Below are 16,291 nucleotides of genomic sequence, written 5' to 3'. Positions count from 1 at the left end.
CGGCGGGCCCTTCCCGTGCGTGCGTGCGTGCGTGCGTCAGAGGGTGCCGAGCTTGATCATCGACAGCAGGGCGACCAGCTGGATCGCGGACGCGCCCAGCGCCTTCTGCCAGGGCAGGTCGTGCGACTTGCTGACCATCGACGTGAACAGCGCGCCGGCCGCCAGCCAGGTCACCCACCCCAGGACCTGGACGACCATGTTGTCGCCGCTGAGGAACACCGCCACCAGCAGGCGCGGCGCGTCCGTGATGGACATGACCAGCATCGACAGGCCCACGGTCGGCTGCCACGCCCCGTCGCCGCCGAGCTGGCGCGCCAGGGTGTGGGTGACGGCGCCCAGGATGAGACCGCAGATGACGAAGGCCACGCCCGTGCTCAGGACGATCGGGATCACCTGGGTGAGGGTCGCCTTGATCGCGTCCTCGCGGGCCTTGTCGAAGCCGAAGACCGCGAGCATGCCGTAGATGAAGGTGACCGTCAGCGCCGGGCCCCAGACGGGGTAGTCGCGCATCTGCAGGAACGTCGGCCCGGGCCGCAGCACGATGCCGCGCAGCAGGTCCTTCCAGTGCAGCCGCGGCCCGGACGGGCCGGGGGCCGCGGCGCCCGCGTGGTAGGCCGTGGCCTGGCCGTACGGGTCCTCGCCGACGGAGAAGGCCTGGGTGTGGCCCGGATTGTCCGCGTAAGCGGGCTCGTGCGGGGCGGCGTGGTGCTGCTGCTGCTGCTGCTGCTGGTGGTGGCCGCCGTGGGCGGCGCCGCCGTACGGGTCGAAGTACTCGGGCTCCCCGTGGCCGCCGGCGCTCCCGCCCGGCTGCGGCCAGTGCTGCTGCGGCGGCGGACCGCCGGCGGGCGGGTACGGCTGATGGCCGTACGGCGCCTGCGGCTGCCCCTGGGGCGCCTGCTGCTGACCGTACGGCTGCTGCTGCCGCGGTGCGTGCGGGGGTTGTTGCGGGGGGCGGTTGTCGTCCCGGCCCCGTCCGATCCTGAATCCAGCCACGTGATCGAAAGTACCTGCTCGCGCGGGCGGCCGGGGCCGGGGTGGTGGAAACGGGGCCTTTGCGGCTGAGCTGTGACATCCCCTAGGGGGCGTGCGGGTGGGCGGTTTACGGGGTCGTGTGGCGTTTTGCCGGTGTTCGTTACATTCCCTACCGAATGCGTATGGGTGGGGCTCGTAGCTTCGAAGTGTCCTCGACAGCCGAGAGCCGAGAGCCGAGTTTCCGAGCAAGGAAAGAGCCCCGTCATGCGTCGCACCACCGTCCGCACGTCCACCACCCTCCGTACCGCCGCCGTCCTGACCGGCGCCGCCGCCGTGCTGGCGCTGCCCGTGGGGTCCGCCTTCGCCGACTCGCCCGAGGGACCGGAGCCGCAGGTGCTACCGGGGGTGGAGCGGCCGGCGGTGGACCCGAAGCCGGAGGGTGAGAGCAAGCCCGAGGGTGAGACCAAGCCGGCGGTGGACCCGAAGCCGGAGGTGGACCCGACGGTGGGGCCGAAGCCGAGCACCCCGCCCACCACGCCGCCCGGGCCCTCGGCGGGCAAGCGGGTGTACGTCACCACGGTGAAGCTGGCCGACGGGTCGGTGGCGAAGGTCTACAAGGTCGGCGAGGGCCACTTCGAGGCGGACCTCTTCGCCGGGGGCACCAAGCTGGACACCCTGGTCAGCAAGGGTGGCAAGCCGGCGTACGGGCAGAACAACGGCCTGCACGTCGTCCTGCAGCCGAACGGCACGGTGACCTCGTGGGTCGAGGGCGGCAAGCCGAAGCCGAAGCCGAAGCCCAAGCCGAAGGAGGAGGGCCGCAAGGGCGCACCGGTGCGGATCACCATGCCGGACGGGCGGATCGCGAAGCTGGTCGACCGGGGGCCCAAGGACAAGCGGGTCGAGATCTCGATGCCGAACGGGAACGTGCTCGGCACCATCGACCTGAAGGACCCGAGCGTCGTGAACGACGGCTGGACGTACAAGCTCGTCCGGGACGGTGACCGGGTGAAGTTCGTCGTCATCGACGGCAAGGGCGGCGGGGACAGCTGGGTGTACGACTTCGCCACCGGGAAGCTGATCGAACGGTACGAGGCGGAGAAGCGCGGGCGGATCGTCCCCAAGGGCGGGGTGAAGGCCGGTGCGGAGGGGGCGCCCACGCCGAAGGCGGACACGCCGGTGCTGCTGGCCGCGGGCGGGGGGATGGCCGCGATCGGCGCGGCGGGGCTGGGCTTCGCGGTCCTCCGGGACCGTCCGCGCGGCTGAGCCGGGGTCTTGTTCCTGGGGGCTCCGCCCCCAGGCCCCCGCGCCTCGAACGCCGGCGGGGCTGGATGGATCCAGCCCGCGCAGGGGGCGCCTCCCAGCGGTAGCTGGGGGAGTTTGAGCGCACCGGGCGCGGTAGCGCACGGAACGGGTCCGGGCGGAGCCCGGGGAACGGAGGAATGGCGGGGCGGGGACACTCGCCCCGCGCAGCGGCCCCGCCGTACGGGTGAGGGGGAAACGGTTCGGCGCAGGGCGGCGGTGACTCCGGCCGGGTTCGTCGGGAAGGTGGCTTCCGCACGTTTGGTTGACCTTCCGAGAGGACCCCCATGCGACTCCGCCGCGCCTCCATCGCCGCCCTCGGCGCCTTCACCCTCCTGCTGGCCGTCCCGCAGTCCGCCTCCGCCGCCGTCGGCGAGTTCCAGTACACCTACATCGGCCTGGACGGCAAGCCGCACATCCGCATCCTGCTCGACCCCGAGAGCCGGGAGTGCATCACCCTGCCCGAGGTCGCCGACCCCAACGCCAGCGAGCCCGCGCACTCCCCGCGCAACCGGACCACCTCGACGGCGACGGTGTTCACCGGCCCGGAGTGCGACGGCGACTACTTCACGCTGCGCCCCCTCGTGGGCCGCGGCTCCGACCGCCTCAAGCTCCGCTCCGTCGTGTTCAGCTGAGCCCGGGCCCGGGCGTGGCCCGGATCAGGTGCGGGCCTGGAGCGCCTTCGTCAGGAGGCCGCCCGCCACGATCAGGGCCACGCCCAGCCACCACACCCCGCCGTCGAACACCAGCACCGCGATCCCGACCGGCACCAGCAGCCCCGCCAGCGGGAGCAGCAGCGAGGCCGCGCCCGGTCCGGGCTCGCCCCGCGCGCGGGCCCGGACGACGCCCGGGTACCAGGCGGTGAACCGCAGGGCGGCGACGATCGCCAGGATCTGGACGATCCACCCCGTCCAGAGGTTGTCGGGGTCGCGCAGCACCAGGTCCCCGAAGCCGCCCGCCAGCGCCGCCACCAGGAAGGCCAGCCCCCACACCCCCGTGATCACGTAGTTGGTGCGCAGGAAGACGGGCGTGTGCCACAGCGCGGGGTCGGTCTGCTCGCGGGCGTACTGGAGGGTGAACGGTGTCCGCACCGCCATCGAGCCGAAGGCGATCACCGTCAGGGCCAGGTTCGAGACCTCGCCCGCGTACGTCTCCAGCCAGCGCAGCGTCCCGTCGCCCGCCAGGGCGCCGATGACGGCCAGCGCGGCGAAGAACACCACGTCGGCCACTTCCAGCAGCTTCCACGAGCTGCCCCGGTGCACCACCCGGCCTGCCACGACCAGGGCGACGATGACCGCCAGGGCGATGCCGACGGCGATCTCGAACCGTCCCGGGCCCACCAGCAGCGAGAAGACGATCCACGGCGCCATCCCGACGACCGGGTTCTCCAGGAACCCGGAGAGCCGGCCCGTGGCCGCTCCGTAGGCTTCCGTGCGCACCCTTCCAGCCTGCGCGCCGTCCGCCCGGCGGGCCATTCGTGTCCGCGGGCCACGCGCGGGGACGCCCCGTGTGGCCCGCGCCGCGTCAGGAGACCGGTACCGCCCGCAGGGCCGCGGCCGCCTCGATGAAGGAGGCCATCACCCGGGTGTCCTTGTCCCGCTCGGGGTGCCACTGCACGCCCACCACCCACCGGTCCCGCTCGGGGAGCTCGACGGCCTCGACCGTGCCGTCCTCGGCGTAGGCCGAGACGACCAGTCCCCGGCCGACCCGGTCCACGGCCTGGTGGTGGTAGGTCGGGACGTCCGCGACCTCCGGGACCAGCTCCGCGTACCGGGTGCCCGGCACGGGGGTGACGGGGTGCCAGGAGGTGACGCCCGGGGTGTGGACGTGGCCGTCGATGTGCTGGATGAGGGTGCCGCCGAGGGCCACGTTCAGGGCCTGCATGCCCCGGCAGATGCCCAGCAGCGGGAGCCCGCCGTCCAGGGCCGCCCCGATCAGGGCGAGTTCCCACTCGTCGCGGACCGTCGCGGGGGCGCCCGTCCGGGGGTCGCGCGCGGCCCCGTAGCGGACCGGGTCCACGTCCGGGCCGCCGGAGACGATGAGGCCGTCCAGTCGTCCCAGCACCTCCGCCGCCCGGTCCGTGTCGTCCGGCGGCAGCAGGACGGCCGCGCCGCCCGCCGCCTGTACGAGCTCGTAGTAGCCGGTCGGGACGAGGGAGGTGGGAAGGTCCCACGCCCCGTAGCGGGTGGATTCCTCCACATAGGTCGTGATGCCGATGAGCGGCCTGGGCACGGTGTTACCTCCAGGGTGGTGCCGGACAGCGGAGCTGGTGCGGGATCAGGATTTCAGTCGCGGGTCAACTCCGCCTCGGCTTCCGCAAGCGCGGCGAACTCTTCCTCGGGCGCGGAGGCCACCAGCCGGTGGCGGCTGTAGAAGGCGAAGTAGGCGAGGGCGACGGCGTACACGGCGAGCGCGATGAGCGCGGCGTCGATGTCCACCAGGAAGGTGGCGACCAGCGCCGAAAGGGCGAGGACGAAGGCGACGGACGAGGTCAGGACCCCTCCGGGCGTGCGGTACGGCCGCTCCAGGCCGGGTTCGCGGCGGCGCAGCACGATGTGGGAGAGGGCCATCAGGGCGTAGGAGATGGTCGCCCCGAACACCGCGACGTTCAGCATCCGCGCCCCGTTGCCGGTGGCCGCCGCGAGGGCGAAACCGATCGCGCCGGGGATCACCAGTCCGAGGTACGGGGCCTTGCGCTTGGAGGTGAGGGAGAGGAAGCGCGGCAGGTATCCGGCGCGGGAGAGGGCGAACAGCTGGCGGGAGCCGGCGTAGATGAGGGAGAAGAAGGAGGCGACGAGGCCGGCGAGGCCCGCGTAGTTGACGAAGCGGCTCAGGGCGGTCGGGCCGCCGTCCCCCTCCAGGGCCACCACGAGGGGGTTCCCGGCCGACTTCACGGCGTCGGCGCCCTGGGCGCCGGTGGCGGCGAGGAAGGTGACCAGGGCGAGGAGGGCGAGGATGCCCATGGAGATGGCCAGGGCCCTGGGCATGGAGCGGACCGGGTCCTTGGCCTCCTCGGCCGCGAGCGGCACGCCCTCGACACCGAGGAAGAACCACATGCCGAAGGGGAACGCGGCCCAGATGCCGAGGACGCCGAAGGGCAGCCAGGAGCCGGCGCCGAACGCGGAGTGGTCCACCGGGATGTTGTCGAGTGAGCCCGCGTCGAAGTCCGTGAGGGCGCCGACCGCGAAGATCAGCAGGGCGGCGACGGCGACGGCGGTGACGATCAGGCTGAAGCGCAGGGCCTCGCCCACACCCCACAGGTGGACGCCGATGAAGATCACGAAGCAGCCGAGGTAGACCGGCCAGCTGGAGGTCAGGCCGAACAGGCCCAGGGATTCGACGTAGTCGCCGATGAAGATGACGATCGCCGCCGGGGCGAGGACGTACTCGATGAGGATGGCGGTGCCGGTGAGGAAGCCGCCCCAGGGGCCCAGCGCGCGACGGGCGAAGCCGTAGCCGCCGCCCGCCGTCGGCAGGATGGTGGACAGTTCGGCGAGGGAGAAGACCAGGCAGGCGTACATGGCCCCCATGAGCACCGTGGCCACGGCCAGCCCGCCGAAACCGCCCTTGGACAGGCCCACGTTCCAGCCGGAGTAGTCCCCGGAGACGACGTAGGCGACGCCGAGCCCGGTCAGCAGCAGCCAGCCGGCGCTGCCGCGGCGCAGGGTCCGGCGCTGGAGGTACTCGGCGTCGGCGTCCCCGACGGGGGGTGATGCGGGCGCGGTGGAAAGGTCTTCGGCCATGTGCGCTCCTGCCCAGGGTGAAAGGTTTCGCTGCGTACCTTTGCGTCAAGGGTGTGGAGCGCGCAAGACCCCTGCGTTAAACAGCGGTTACGAAAACCTCTCCCGTCGCATCCCGTCACATCCCTTCGCACCCGCCGCGCCCCCGCTCAGGCCAGGAAGCCGCGCAGCAGGGCCGCCGTGCCGCAGCAGTGCTCGCGCATCACCGCCCGGGCCGCCTCCGCGTCGCGCTCCAGCACCGCCTCCACCAGGGCGCTGTGCTGCTGCTGGGAGTGCTCCAGGTTGCGCACCAGCAGCGGGATGCAGTCCAGCAGGTCGTTGACCCGGGCCCGGACGGCGGCGTATTGGGCCGTCAGGCTGGCCGAGCCGGCCAGTTCGCACAGGGTCAGGTGGAAGAGGGTGTCCTGGCGGCGGTATTCGGCCAGCGGGGCGTCGTGGGTGGCGGCCAGCGCGCCCAGCAGCCGCTCGGCCCCCTCCTCGGAGAGCCCCTGCGAGGCGCACAGCCCGGCCGCGCCGGTCTCCAGCACCTCGCGGAAGCGCAGCACGTCCTCGATGTCCACCCCCGCCACGCGCCGCCGCAGCTCCTCCTCGGCCCCGCCGGCCGGGGTGTCGGGGCGGGCCAGCACGAACGTGCCCCCGTACCGCCCGCGCCGGGCCTCGACCAGGCCCTGGTCCTGGAGCACCTTGAGCACCTCGCGCAGGGTGACCCGGCTGATCCCCATCCGCTCCGCCAACTCCCGTTCCGGAGGCAGCCGTTCCCCGCCCGGCACCAGACCCAGCCGGACCACCTGGAGGATCTGTTCGAGAGCCTCCTCGAAACCGTTGCCCGCCCGGACCTGCCGCAGCACGGGATTGAGCCGCGCGATCGCGCCCCCGTCGCCCGCCGTGTCGGTCATCTCGGCTCCTCCCCTTCCCAAGCAATGGTTCTGTTCAATACCTTAGGCCTCCTCGGCTCACCGAAGGAGAGATCCCCGTGGTAGACCGCAAGCCGCCGCTCGCGCCCGAGGAGCTCCGCTCCCTCGTCGCCAGCGGTGAGATCGACACCGTCGTCCTCGCCTTCCCCGACATGCAGGGGCGACTTCAGGGCAAGCGGTTCGCCGCACAGTTCTTCCTGGACGAGGTACTCGACCACGGCACGGAGGGCTGCAACTACCTCCTCGCCGTCGACACCGACATGAACACCGTCGACGGCTACGAGATGTCCTCCTGGGACCGGGGCTACGGCGACTTCGCCATGCACCCCGACCTCGCCACCCTCCGCCGCATCCCCTGGAACCCCGGCAGCGCCTTCGTCCTCGCGGACCTCGCCTGGCACGACGGCACGCCCGTCGTCGCCGCGCCCCGCCAGATCCTGCGCCGCCAGCTGGAGCGCCTCGCCGAACAGGGCTACACCGCCATGGTCGGCACCGAGCTGGAGTTCATGGTCTTCCAGGACACCTACGAACAGGCCTGGAACGCCGACTACCGCGCCCTGACCCCGGCCAACCAGTACAACATCGACTACTCCGTCCTCGGCACCGGCCGCATCGAACCCCTGCTGCGCCGCATCCGCAACGAGATGCAGACCGCCGGCCTCACCGTCGAGTCCGCCAAGGGCGAGTGCAACCTCGGCCAGCACGAGATCGCCTTCCGCTACGACGAGGCGCTCACCACCTGCGACCAGCACTCCGTCTACAAGACCGGCGCCAAGGAGATCGCCTCCCAGGAAGGCGTCTCGCTCACCTTCATGGCCAAGTTCGACGAGCGCGAGGGCAACTCCTGTCACATCCACCTCTCGCTCACCGACACCGACGGACGCAACGCCATGGCCGGCGACGGACCCGGGGGCATGTCACCGCTGATGCGGCACTTCCTGGCCGGCCAGCTGGCCGCGCTGCGCGACTTCTCCCTTCTCTACGCCCCCAACATCAACTCGTACAAGCGTTTCCGGCCGGGATCCTTCGCCCCGACCGCCGTCGCCTGGGGCGTCGACAACCGCACCTGCGCCCTGCGCGTGGTCGGCCACGGCCGCTCCATGCGCTTCGAGAACCGCCTCCCCGGCGGCGACGTCAACCCCTACCTCGCCGTCGCGGGACTGGTCGCCGCCGGCCTCTACGGCGTCGAGAACCGCCTCGAACTCCCCGAGGCCTGCGCCGGCAACGCCTACACCGCCGACTTCGCCCACGTCCCCACCACCCTGCGCGAGGCCGCGGAGCTCTGGGAGAACAGCGAGATCGCCAAGGCCGCCTTCGGCCCCGAAGTCGTCGCCCACTACCGCAACATGGCCCGCGTCGAACTCGACGCCTACGACTCCGCGGTCACCGACTGGGAACGCCGCCGCTCCTTCGAACGCCTCTGACCCGCCCCCGGTCCGCACCGCACCCACCCCAGAAAGGCACCACGTGTCCGAAGCGCTGGACCCCTCCCACCTGAGGGTGCTCAACCCGGCCACCGAGGAACTCGTCGCCACCGTCCCGGCCGCCACACGGGACGACGTCGACAGAGCCGTCGCCCGCGCCACCGCCGCCCAGCGCGGCTGGGCCGCGGCCGCCCCCGCCGACCGGGCCCGGATCCTGCGCCGCTTCGCCGCGGTCGTCGACGGACACCTGGAGGAACTGGCCCGCCTGGAGGTCCGCGAGGCCGGCCACACCCTCGGCAACGCCCGCTGGGAAGCCGGCAACGTCCGCGACCTCCTCGACTACGCCGCCGGGGGAGTGGAACGCCTCTCCGGACGCCAGATCCCCGTCGCGGGAGGCATCGACGTCACCTTCCTCGAACCCCTCGGCGTCATCGGCGTGATCGCCCCCTGGAACTTCCCCCTGCCGATCGCCGCCTGGGGCCTGGCACCCGCCCTCGCCGCCGGCAACGCCGTCATCCTCAAGCCCGCCGAGACCACCCCCCTCACCGCCCTGCGCCTCGCCGAACTCGCCCTCGAAGCCGGGATCCCCGAACACCTCTTCCAGGTGCTCCCCGGCCACGGAGCGGTCGCCGGCGACGCCCTCGTCGAACACCCCGGCGTCGCGAAGATCGTCTTCACCGGCTCCACCCGCACCGGCAAGCAGATCATGGCCAAGTGCGCCGACCGGGTGAAGCGGGTCACCCTCGAACTCGGCGGCAAGAGCCCCAACATCGTCTTCGCCGACGCCGACCTCGAAGCGGCGGCCGCCGCCGCCCCCATGGCCTACCTCGACAACACCGGCCAGGACTGCTGCGCCCGCACCCGGATCCTCGTCCAGCGCTCCGTCCACGACCGCTTCCTCGACCTCGTCACCCCCGCCCTCACCTCCGTGGTCGTGGGCGACCCGCTCGACGAGAAGACCCAGATGGGCCCGCTCATCTCCGCCGCCCAGCTGGAACGAGTCCGCGGCTACGTCACCGACGACCTCAAGGCCGTCCGCGGCACCGCCCCCGAGGGCCCCGGCTTCTGGTACCCGCCGACCCTGGTCACGGACGTCGACCCCACCGCGCCCGTGGCCGCCGAGGAGGTCTTCGGACCGGTCGCCGTCCTGATCCCCTTCGAGGACGAGGAGGACGCCGTACGCCTCGCCAACGCCACCGAGTACGGCCTCTCCGGCTCCCTCTGGACCCGCGACGTCGGCCGCGCCCTGCGCGTCTCCCGCGCCGTCCGGGCCGGAAACCTCTCCGTCAACTCCCACAGCAGCGTCCGCTACTGGACCCCCTTCGGCGGATACAAGCAGTCCGGACTCGGCCGCGAGCTCGGACCCGACGCCCTCACCGCATTCACCGAGACCAAGAACGTCTTCATCAGCACGGAGGCCTGAACCCCATGACCGACCGCACCGAAGAGATCGTCTGCCGCCGCCTGGTCGGCCGCACCGCCGTCATCACCGGAGCCGGCAGCGGCATCGGCCTCGCCACCGCCCGCCGCCTGGCCTCCGAGGGCGCCAACGTCGTGTGCGCCGACATCGACCCCATCGCCGGCAAGGCCGCCGCCGAAGAGGTCGGCGGCACCTTCGTCCAGGTCGACGTCACCGACAAGGAACAGGTCGACGCCCTGTTCAAGACGGCCTTCGACACCTACGGCTCCGTCGACATCGCCTTCAACAACGCCGGCATCTCGCCCCCGGACGACGACTCCATCCTCACCACCGAGCTCGACGCCTGGCGCCGCGTCCAGGACGTCAACCTCACCTCCGTCTACCTCTGCTGCAAGGCCGCCCTGCCCTACATGCAGCGCCAGGGCCGCGGCTCCATCATCAACACCGCCTCCTTCGTGGCCATCATGGGCGCCGCCACCTCCCAGATCTCCTACACCGCCTCCAAGGGCGGCGTGCTGGCCATGTCCCGCGAACTCGGCGTCCAGTTCGCCCGCGAGGGCATCCGCGTCAACGCCCTGTGCCCGGGACCCGTCAACACCCCGCTGCTCCAGGAGCTGTTCGCCAAGGACCCCGAGCGGGCCGCCCGCCGCCTCGTGCACATCCCGCTCGGCCGCTTCGCCGAACCCACCGAGATCGCCGCCGCCGTCGCCTTCCTCGCCAGCGACGACTCCTCCTTCGTCAACGCCACCGACTTCCTGGTCGACGGCGGCATCTCCGGCGCGTACGTCACCCCCCTGTAAACACCCAACGTTCACCTGGGCACCACCCCCACGACAGCCGGGCGTCGCACGACGCCCGGCTGTCGTGCTCTACCGTCCCCGACGATCTTGTACGAGAACCAGGAGCGAACACCCCCGTGACCCGACCCAGCACCCGCCGCCGGCTCCAGGCGGCCGGCGCCGCCGCCGCGATGGCCGCCGCGACCCTCACCGCCGCCGCCCCCGCCCAGGCCGCACACCACGCCTGCACCACCCCGAAGCTCGCCGCCGGCTGGTACGGGGACAACCAGGCCCGCCTCCAGCAGCTCATCGACCGCTACGGCAGCTGCAACCCCTACCGGCCCGGCCGTGACAAGCCCGTCGCCGTCTTCGACTGGGACAACACCGTCGTCAAGAACGACGTGGGCGACGCCACCATGTTCTGGCTCCTGCGCAACGGCAAGATCCGCCGGCCCGCCGACTGGAAGACCACCAGCCGCTACCTCACCCCCGCCGCCGCCCAGGCCCTCGCCACCGCCTGCGACCCCCTCGCCCGCCCCGGCAGCCCCCTGCCCACCGGCACCCCCGAAGGCGCGGCCTGCGCCGACGAGATCAACGCCGTCTACGGCACCGCCGCCACCGCCTTCACCGGCTGGGACCGCCGCACCATCGAACCCGCCTACGCCTGGCTGTCCCAGCTCCTCCAGGGCTGGACCCCCGGCCAGGTCCGCGGCTTCGCCGCCGCCGCCCGCACCGAGAACCTCGCCGCCCCCATCGGCACCAAGCAGCAGGTCGGCACCACCACCGCCACCGGCTGGGTCCGCTACTACGACCAGCAGCGCGACCTCGTCAAGAACCTCCAGCGCGCCGGCTTCGACGTCTGGATCAGCTCCGCCTCCCCCCAGCCCGTCGTCGAGGTCTGGGCCCAGGGCGTCGGCGTCGGCGCCGACCACGTCATCGGCATCCGGGGCACCACCCGCGACGGGAAGCTGACCAGCCACCTCCAGGGCTGCGGCTCCGTCCCCGACGGAGCCGACACGATGATCACCTACGTGGACGGCAAGCGCTGCTGGATCAACAAGGAGGTCTTCGGCGTCCGGGGCGCGGCCGCCGAGAAGGTCCAGCCGGCCGCCCGCCGCCAGGTCTTCGCCGCCGGGGACTCCGACACCGACGTCACCTTCCTGCGCGACGCCACCGGCCTGCGCCTGGTGCTCAACCGCAACAAGAACGAACTCATGTGCCGCGCCTACGACAACAGCGACGGCAAGTGGATCGTGAACCCGATGTTCATCGAGCCGAAGAAGCAGAAGACCGCCCCCTACCCCTGCTCCACCACCGGCTACACCGACCACGACGGCACCCCGGCCCCCGTCCGCCGGGCCGACACCAGCGTCATACCGGACCAGACGGACACCGTCTTCTGACGGCCTAGAGGAAGGTCCGTCCCTCGCCCCGGTAGGTCGGGACGGACGCCGTGACCCGGTCGCCCTGCACCAGGTGCAGGGTGTCGAACCGCTCGCACAGCTCCCCGGCCTTCGCGTGCCGGAACCAGACCCGGTCGCCGATCAGCAGGTCGTCGGCCGGGCTCCCCAGCAGCGGGGTCTGCACCTCGCCCGCCCCCTCCTGCGGGTCGTAGCGCAGCCCCGAGGGCAGGTACGGCACCGGCAGCCGGTCGGCCCCCGCCGCACCCGACGCCGGATAGCCGCCGCCCAGCACGGTCACCACCCCCACCCCCGGCCGGCGCACGACCGGCTGCGCGAACAGCGCCGCCGGACGCCCCCGGAACGAGGTGTAGTTGTCGAACAGCCGCGGCACGTACAGCCCCGAACCGGCCGCGATCTCCGTCACCGCCTCCTCGGCGGCCGTCTCCGCCACGCTCCCCGTACCGCCGCCGTTGACGAACTCCAGGTCCGGCACCACCGACCGCACGGCCCGCACCACCTCGGCCCGCCGCGCCGCCAGCTCCCTGCGGGCCGCGCCCTGCATCAGCCGGATCGCCCGCGAGCGCACCGGCCGCCCGGCCACCGCGTCCCCGACCCCGGCCACGTGCCCCTCGTACGCCATCAGCCCCACCACCCGGAATCCCGGCCGGGAGGCCACCGCCCGCGCCAGTTCCGCCAGTTGCCCCGGCTCCCGCAGCGGCGAGCGCCGTGCCCCGACCCGGACCCGGCCGCCCAGCAGCCGCAGCGAGGTGTCCAGTTCCAGGCAGACCCGGATCTCCTCGGCCCCGCCGGCCCGCGCACCCTCGATCAGGTCCAGCTGCGCGGGATCGTCGACCATCACGGTGACGGCGGCCGCGAGCTTCGGGTCCCCGGCCAGCTCCGCGAACGCGGCCCGGTCCGCGGACGGATAGGCGAGCAGCACGTCCTCGAACCCGGACCGCGCCAGCCACAGCGACTCGGCCAGCGTGTACGACATGACCCCCGCGAACCCCGGCCGGGCCAGCACCCGTTCGAGCAGCGCCCGGCACCGCACCGACTTGCTGGCCACCCGGACCGGTTTCCCGCCCGCCCGGCGCACCAGATCGGCGGCGTTCGCGTCGAAGGCGTCCAGGTCCACGATGGCCAGGGGCGCGTCGAGACGCGCGGTCGCCCGGTCGTACCGGGCCCGGTCCGAAGTCATGGGCCGCAGCTTGCCAGACCGCCGTACCCACGGGTAGGGGTCGCACCGCCCCGGCCCCGGCCCGGCCGGGGCGGCGGCCCCGTAGAGTACGGGCAGGCAGCCGTACGGAACGGGGGGCGGAGCCGCCGCATGACCACGACGACACCGCGGACCGAGGTCCTGGACGACCCCTGGCAGCAGCCACCGCCGACCCCCCTGCCGCGCCGCCATCCGGCCCGCGTCACCGCCGCCGTCCTCAGCGCCCTGCTCGGCTCCGCCCTCCTCGCCGGAGGCGCCGTCACCACCTGGAGCCAGTACCGCGCCGACCACCGCCCGCTGGCCCCCGACGCCGCCTACCGCAAGGCCGCGGCGCTCTGGCACACCGCCCCCGTGGACGGCCTGCTCCCTCCGGTACTGGAGGACCACGAGGCCGGCCCGGGCGGCGCGAGCCGCACCTGGACCCGGATCGCCGTCGCGCCCGACGCCGACTGCGCCGCCGTCCTCCCTCCCGACTGGCACGCCGCGCTCACCGCCACCGGCTGCACCCGCGTGCTCCGCGCCACCTACACGGACTCCACCCGCAGCAGCCTGATCACCGTCGGCCTCGTCTTCACCCCCGCCGACGCCCGCACCATGGACGGGCTGCGCGGCCGCCTGCCCGTCCCGCCCGCCTACGGGTACGCCGACGCCCGCCGCGCCGCCTGGACGGCCGGCGTCGTCGCCGAGGCCCCCGCCGTGGTCTACGCCGTCTCCGCCTTCGCCGACGGCCGCACCATGGACGCCCCCGTCCCGGCCGAGGAGGCCGCAGCCCAGAGCGGCACCGGCACCGTCGCCGAAGCGGGCCTGGGCCACGAGGCCAAGGCCCTCGCGGTCCGCGTCGAACGCACCCTCGGCGCCCTCGCCGCCCCCCGCCCCACCGAGCCCGCGTCCCGGCCCGCCGCCGCGCAGCGGCCCCAGGAGCCCCCGCGATGACCCCCACCCCCGAACCGGCCCCGACCGCCCTCCCGGCCCTGGCCGCCTCCCCGACCCCGGCCGCTTCCCCGGCCCCGGCCGCTTCCCCGGCCCCGGTGGGCGCACCGGCCCCGGCCACCGTCCCGGACCCGGGGCCTGCGCGGGTATCGACCCCGGCGCCCGAGGCGTCCCGGGCCCCGCGCCGGGGAGGGTTCCTCGCGGCCGGTGCGGCCACGGCCCTGGCCGCGCTGCTCGTGGCCGTCGCCGCACCGCCCGCGGCCGCCGACACCATCCGCGACCGCCAGTGGGGGCTCCTCGCCCTGCGCGCCGAGGAGGCCTGGGGCATCACCCAGGGTGACGGGATCACCGTCGCCGTCCTCGACACCGGTGTCGACGCCGGCCACCCCGACCTCGCCGGCCAGGTCCTCGACGGCACCGACCTCGTCGGCATGGGCGCCGGCCCCGGCGACCGCGCCTGGGCCCGCCACGGCACCGCCATGGCCGGCATCATCGCCGGCCACGGCCACGGCCCGGCCCGCAGCCAGGGCGTCCTCGGCATCGCCCCGCACGCCCGGATCCTGCCCGTCCGGGTGATCCTGGAGGAGGCCGACCCGGGCCGGGCCAAGGCCCGTGACAGCAAGACCGGGGCCCTCGCCGAAGGCATCCGCTGGGCCGCCGACCACGGCGCCGACGTGATCAACATGTCGCTCGGCGACGACAGCGACACCGCCCACCACGAGTCCGCCGAGGACGAGGCCGTGCAGTACGCCCTCGCCAAGGGCGTGGTCGTCGTCGCCTCCGTCGGCAACGGCGGCGAACGCGGGGACCACACCTCCTACCCCGCCGCCTACCCCGGGGTCATCTCGGTCGCCGCCGTGGACCGCCAGGGCCGCCGGGCCTCCTTCTCCACCCGCCACTGGTACGCCACCGTCAGCGCCCCCGGCGTCGACGTGGTCCTCGCCGACCCCGACCGCGCCTACTACGAGGGCTGGGGCACCAGCGCGGCCGCGGCCTTCGTCTCCGGCACCGTGGCCCTCGTCAAGGCCGCCCACCCCGGACTGTCCCCGGCGCAGATCAAGAAGCTGCTGGAGGACACCGCCACCGCCCGGCCGCCCGGCGGCCGCGACGACGCCCGCGGCCACGGCACGGTGGACCCGGTCGCCGCCCTCCAGGCCGCCGGGGCGCTGCGCCCCGAGGCCCCGGCCCCCGTGGCCGTCCCGGCCGGGCAGCGGTTCTTCGGCACCGGTCCCGATCCGGTCCGCGCCGCCGGCCACGGCTCCCGCCGCCCCGCCCCGCGGGCCGCCGCCGGGGGAGCGGCGCTGCTGGTGCTGGCCGCCGTACTGGCCCGCCGCCCGCGCGCCGCACGGCGTGACGCCGCGGAACCGGACCCGGCCCCGGCGGGATAGGGTCGGGTCATTGTGGCGACCAAGAACATCCCAGACCCCGGTTTCTCCGACGACGACGGCACCGCCGACCCCCGGCTGAGCGCGGCCCTGGCCGCCTGGGCCGAGGACCGCGGGCGCGAGCCCGAGCTGCTGGCGGCCCTGAAGGACGCCCGCCTGCTGGTGCCCGTCGTGGCGGTGCTCGGCGAGGTCGAGACCGATCCCGAGACGGGCCTGAAGCGCGAGAAGACCAGCGACATGGCCGTCCCCACCCTCACGGCCGGCGACCGCAGGGCACTGCCCGCCTTCACCTCCATCGCCTCGCTGGCCCTGTGGGACCCGGCGGCCCGCCCGGTGGCGGTCCCGCTGCACCAGGCCCTGGCCGCCGCCGCGCACGAGAAGGCGGACACGGTCGTCCTCGACCTGGCCGGCCCCGTCCCCTACCAGCTGACCGGCTCCGCGCTGCTCGCGCTGGCCGAGGGGCGCACCGACGCCGACCCGCTGGCCGACCCGGCCGTGCGCGAGGCGGTACGGGCCGCGGTGGCCGCCGAGCCGGCGGTGCTCCGCGCCCACCTGGGCCCCGGCGGGGACGCCGCCGACGGCACCCTCGCCATCGTGCTGTCCGAGGGGGCGCCGGTCGCCCCCGCCGCCCGCCGGGTGGCCGAGGCGCTCGCGGCGGACGAGACCCTGCGCGGACGCCTCGTGCGCGGCCTGGACCTGGCGCTGCTCCCGGCCGCCGCCCCGGTCCCGCCGGGTGAGCCCCTCTTCACCCGCTGAGGGCGCCGTTACACGTGCCGATGGGCCGTCCGCGAGCTCGCGGACGGCCCATC

General features: G+C 73.9%; 15 protein-coding genes. 9 read left to right on the top strand and 6 right to left on the bottom strand.

Annotated features, from left to right (window positions below):
• Nucleotides 1-36 precede the first annotated feature (36 nt).
• Complete coding sequence (locus ACFVXK_RS30160; protein WP_389617646.1) at nt 37-993, bottom strand: Yip1 family protein; 957 nt, start codon at nt 991-993, stop codon at nt 37-39.
• Nucleotides 994-1,236: 243 nt separating this feature from the next.
• On the opposite strand from ACFVXK_RS30160, the gene ACFVXK_RS30155 reads away from it, so the two are divergent.
• Both ACFVXK_RS30155 and ACFVXK_RS30150 read left to right on the top strand, forming a co-directional pair.
• On the top strand, nt 1,237-2,235 hold the full coding sequence (locus tag ACFVXK_RS30155; protein WP_389617643.1) for a hypothetical protein: 999 nt from the start codon (nt 1,237-1,239) through the stop codon (nt 2,233-2,235).
• 323 nt (nt 2,236-2,558) lie between these two features.
• Complete coding sequence (locus ACFVXK_RS30150; RefSeq protein WP_389617641.1) at nt 2,559-2,906, top strand: hypothetical protein; 348 nt, start codon at nt 2,559-2,561, stop codon at nt 2,904-2,906.
• A 24-nt stretch (nt 2,907-2,930) separates the two neighbouring features.
• Here ACFVXK_RS30150 and ACFVXK_RS30145 read toward each other — a convergent pair whose 3' ends face one another.
• From ACFVXK_RS30145 to ACFVXK_RS30130, 4 genes are all read right to left on the bottom strand, one after another.
• On the bottom strand, nt 2,931-3,710 hold the full coding sequence (locus ACFVXK_RS30145) for a hypothetical protein (RefSeq protein ID WP_389617638.1): 780 nt from the start codon (nt 3,708-3,710) through the stop codon (nt 2,931-2,933).
• Between the two features lie 85 nt (nt 3,711-3,795).
• Nucleotides 3,796-4,503, bottom strand: coding sequence for a gamma-glutamyl-gamma-aminobutyrate hydrolase family protein (locus ACFVXK_RS30140; protein ID WP_389617635.1), 708 nt, complete (start codon nt 4,501-4,503; stop codon nt 3,796-3,798).
• 53 nt (nt 4,504-4,556) lie between these two features.
• Nucleotides 4,557-6,014 (bottom strand): ethanolamine permease, encoded by a 1,458-nt coding sequence (gene eat / locus ACFVXK_RS30135; RefSeq protein ID WP_389617632.1) that lies wholly within the window; start codon nt 6,012-6,014, stop codon nt 4,557-4,559.
• Between the two features lie 146 nt (nt 6,015-6,160).
• Nucleotides 6,161-6,907, bottom strand: a complete 747-nt coding sequence (locus ACFVXK_RS30130; protein ID WP_389617629.1) for a FadR/GntR family transcriptional regulator — start codon at nt 6,905-6,907, stop codon at nt 6,161-6,163.
• Nucleotides 6,908-6,984: 77 nt separating this feature from the next.
• Here ACFVXK_RS30130 and ACFVXK_RS30125 point away from each other — a divergent pair, with 77 nt between their 5' ends.
• From ACFVXK_RS30125 to ACFVXK_RS30110, 4 genes are all read left to right on the top strand, one after another.
• Nucleotides 6,985-8,349 (top strand): glutamine synthetase family protein, encoded by a 1,365-nt coding sequence (locus ACFVXK_RS30125; RefSeq protein WP_389617626.1) that lies wholly within the window; start codon nt 6,985-6,987, stop codon nt 8,347-8,349.
• A gap of 43 nt (nt 8,350-8,392) precedes the next feature.
• A complete protein-coding gene (locus tag ACFVXK_RS30120) occupies nt 8,393-9,772 on the top strand; it encodes an aldehyde dehydrogenase family protein (protein WP_389617623.1) in 1,380 nt (459 codons plus the stop codon).
• A 5-nt stretch (nt 9,773-9,777) separates the two neighbouring features.
• The gene (locus tag ACFVXK_RS30115; RefSeq protein ID WP_389617620.1) at nt 9,778-10,569 is read left to right on the top strand and encodes a 3-oxoacyl-ACP reductase; all 792 of its coding nucleotides are present in this window, start codon (nt 9,778-9,780) and stop codon (nt 10,567-10,569) included.
• A gap of 116 nt (nt 10,570-10,685) precedes the next feature.
• Nucleotides 10,686-11,951 carry an HAD family hydrolase gene (locus tag ACFVXK_RS30110; protein ID WP_389617617.1) on the top strand — a complete coding sequence of 422 codons (1,266 nt, stop codon included), beginning with the start codon at nt 10,686-10,688 and terminating at the stop codon, nt 11,949-11,951.
• A 4-nt stretch (nt 11,952-11,955) separates the two neighbouring features.
• Here ACFVXK_RS30110 and ACFVXK_RS30105 read toward each other — a convergent pair whose 3' ends face one another.
• Entirely contained in the window at nt 11,956-13,149 is a 1,194-nt protein-coding gene (locus ACFVXK_RS30105) for an amino acid deaminase/aldolase (RefSeq protein ID WP_389617615.1), read from the bottom strand.
• A gap of 129 nt (nt 13,150-13,278) precedes the next feature.
• Between ACFVXK_RS30105 and ACFVXK_RS30100 the strand changes: the two genes are divergently transcribed.
• The 3 genes from ACFVXK_RS30100 to ACFVXK_RS30090 are packed head-to-tail and all read left to right on the top strand — an operon-like array spanning nt 13,279 to nt 16,238.
• Nucleotides 13,279-14,100 carry a hypothetical protein gene (locus ACFVXK_RS30100; protein WP_389617612.1) on the top strand — a complete coding sequence of 274 codons (822 nt, stop codon included), beginning with the start codon at nt 13,279-13,281 and terminating at the stop codon, nt 14,098-14,100.
• Nucleotides 14,097-15,485 carry a type VII secretion-associated serine protease mycosin gene (gene mycP / locus ACFVXK_RS30095; protein ID WP_389617609.1) on the top strand — a complete coding sequence of 463 codons (1,389 nt, stop codon included), beginning with the start codon at nt 14,097-14,099 and terminating at the stop codon, nt 15,483-15,485. The genes ACFVXK_RS30100 and mycP overlap by 4 nt, the downstream gene beginning before the upstream one ends.
• A gap of 12 nt (nt 15,486-15,497) precedes the next feature.
• The gene (locus ACFVXK_RS30090) at nt 15,498-16,238 is read left to right on the top strand and encodes an SseB family protein (protein WP_389617606.1); all 741 of its coding nucleotides are present in this window, start codon (nt 15,498-15,500) and stop codon (nt 16,236-16,238) included.
• Nucleotides 16,239-16,291: the final 53 nt, after the last annotated feature.

Source organism: Streptomyces sp. NPDC058157, assembly GCF_042884105.1.
Classification (GTDB): domain Bacteria; phylum Actinomycetota; class Actinomycetes; order Streptomycetales; family Streptomycetaceae; genus Streptomyces.
This window is presented reverse-complemented; position numbering and strand designations above follow the sequence as displayed.